4 protein-coding genes are annotated in these 2,296 nt (G+C 58.8%); 3 read left to right on the plus strand and 1 reads right to left on the minus strand.

All coding sequences use genetic code 11. The features are described 5' to 3' along the window. The 3 genes from era to pdxJ form a co-directional block, all read left to right on the plus strand. The coding region (era, locus tag M0974_RS22105) for a GTPase Era (protein ID WP_297841740.1) at positions 1-341 on the plus strand (341 nt) is incomplete at its 5' end. Between the two features lie 105 nt (positions 342-446). Continuing rightward, on the plus strand, positions 447-1,130 hold the full coding sequence (gene recO, locus M0974_RS22110) for a DNA repair protein RecO (protein ID WP_297841743.1): 684 nt from the start codon (positions 447-449) through the stop codon (positions 1,128-1,130). Positions 1,131-1,182: 52 nt separating this feature from the next. Beyond that, complete coding sequence (gene pdxJ, locus M0974_RS22115) at positions 1,183-1,929, plus strand: pyridoxine 5'-phosphate synthase (RefSeq protein WP_297841745.1); 747 nt, start codon at positions 1,183-1,185, stop codon at positions 1,927-1,929. Between the two features lie 159 nt (positions 1,930-2,088). Here the strand turns inward: pdxJ and M0974_RS22120 are convergent. Next, on the minus strand, positions 2,089-2,296 hold a 208-nt coding region (locus M0974_RS22120), incomplete at its 5' end, for a DUF1698 domain-containing protein (protein ID WP_297841749.1).

Consider the following 2,296-nt stretch of genomic DNA (forward strand, 5'->3'; position numbering starts at 1 on the left):
ACCGCAGCAGCCGATTCCTTGCCGCTGAACTGGTTCGTGAGAAGATCATGCGTCAACTCGGTGCCGAGCTGCCGTATCAGATCACCGTGGAAATCGAAGAATTCAAGCAGCAAGGTAAAACCCTGCACATTCACGCGCTGATTCTGGTGGAGCGTGATGGTCAAAAGAAAATTATTATTGGCGACAAGGGTGAGCGGATCAAGCGCATCGGTACCGACGCGCGCCGTGACATGGAGCTGTTGTTCGACTCCAAAGTCATGCTCAACCTGTGGGTCAAGGTCAAAGGCGGCTGGTCCGATGACGAACGCGCCCTGCGCTCGTTGGGTTACGGCGACCTGTAAACCAAGCAACGCGGTGTGGGGTCGCCCGTCGGCCCACACGCCACGCTGATACTGTCTATACCCGCTACGCTCCCCATTGCTGCACTCTGCGAGCCTGCCTTAACGATGAGCACGCCAACCGGCCAACTTGCTTATGTGCTGCACAGCCGGGCGTACCGCGAAAGCAGCGCATTGGTCGATTTCCTCACGCCTCAGGGTTTGCTGCGCGCAGTATTGCGCAGTGCCCGCGGCAAGGCTGGCACGCTGGCCCGACCGTTCGTTCCCCTTGAAGTCGAATTTCGTGGCCGTGGCGAACTGAAGAATGTCGGGCGCATGGAGAGTTCTGGCCTTTCGACCTGGCTCATCGGCGAAGCATTGTTCAGCGGTCTTTACCTGAACGAGCTGTTGATTCGGCTATTGCCCCCTGAAGTTCCGCATCCCGCTGTTTTCGACCACTATGCCGCCACGTTGCTGGCGTTGGCTGAAGGTCGGCCGTTGGAACCGTTGCTGCGTTCTTTCGAATGGCGTCTTTTGGATGAACTCGGTTACGGCTTCGACCTGGATGCTGACATCAACGGCGATCCGGTGGCGGCTGACGGTATGTACCGTTTGCAGGTGGATGCCGGGCTGGAGCGCGTCTGGTTGTTGCAACCGGGGGTGTTTCAAGGCGTTGAGCTGTTAGCCATGGCCCAAGCTGACTGGAGCGCGCCGGGTGCGCTGTCGGCGGCCAAGCGATTGATGCGCCAGGCGCTGGCCGTGCACCTGAACGGTCGGCCCTTAGTCAGCCGCGAATTGTTTCGCAAGCCGTGAGCAAGCTTTATGCTGCCTCGGTCTGTTTCGATCACATTGACAGGAGACATCCGTGAACCAAAGTACCCGCATTCTTCTCGGCGTAAACATCGACCATGTGGCCACTCTGCGTCAGGCCCGCGGCACACGTTACCCCGACCCGGTGAAAGCCGCGCTGGACGCCGAAGAGGCCGGCGCTGATGGGATCACCGTGCACCTGCGTGAAGATCGCCGGCACATTCAGGAGCGCGACGTGCTGTTGCTCAAGGATGTGCTGCAAACCCGCATGAACTTTGAGATGGGCGTGACTGAAGAGATGCTCGCGTTTGCCGAGCGTCTGCGTCCTGCGCACATTTGCCTGGTCCCGGAAACACGTCAGGAACTGACCACTGAAGGTGGTTTGGACGTTGCCGGGCAAGAAGCACGGATCAAGGCCGCAGTGGACCGCCTGGCGAAAGTAGGTTGTGAGGTGTCGCTGTTCATCGACCCTGATGAGCGTCAGATAGCCGCCTCAAAACGTATCGGCGCACCCGCCGTTGAGCTGCACACCGGCCGTTACGCCGATGCGCAAACCCCCAGCGACGTTGCCGACGAGTTAAAGCGCATAGCTGATGGCGTGGCCTTTGGCGTAGCCCAAGGCCTGATCGTCAACGCCGGCCACGGTCTGCACTACCACAACGTTGAAGCAGTGGCCGCGATCAAAGGCATCAACGAACTGAACATCGGCCACGCGCTGGTTGCTCATGCCTTGTTCGTTGGTTTTAAATCGGCAGTGGCCGAGATGAAAGCCCTGATCTTGGCGGCTGCGGCCAAGGGTTGAGCTCCCCTGTGGGACCGAATTTATTCGGGAAGGCATTGAGTCAGACGCAAACGATGCCGGGTGTGAAACCCATTCCCGAATGAATTCGGTCCCACAGCAGATCGCCGATTACCTATAGGAGTGAATTCATTCGCGAAGCTCTATTTCACCACGCAGAACTTAAGGCTTACGCGCCACGATCACTGCACGCATTGGCGCCGGCAGTCCTTCTACCGTACGGCTGTGATCAGCCGGGTCAAGGTAGTCGCTCAGTGAATTAAAACGCATCCACTCGGTGCCGCGCTGTTCCTCCACCGTGGTGGTGCTGACATCGACACAGCGCACATCAACAAACCCTGCACGCCTTAGCCACAACTCAAGCGCCGGT

It is taken from the genome of Pseudomonas sp. (assembly GCF_026224925.1).
In the GTDB taxonomy this organism is placed as follows: Bacteria; Pseudomonadota; Gammaproteobacteria; order Pseudomonadales; family Pseudomonadaceae; genus Aquipseudomonas.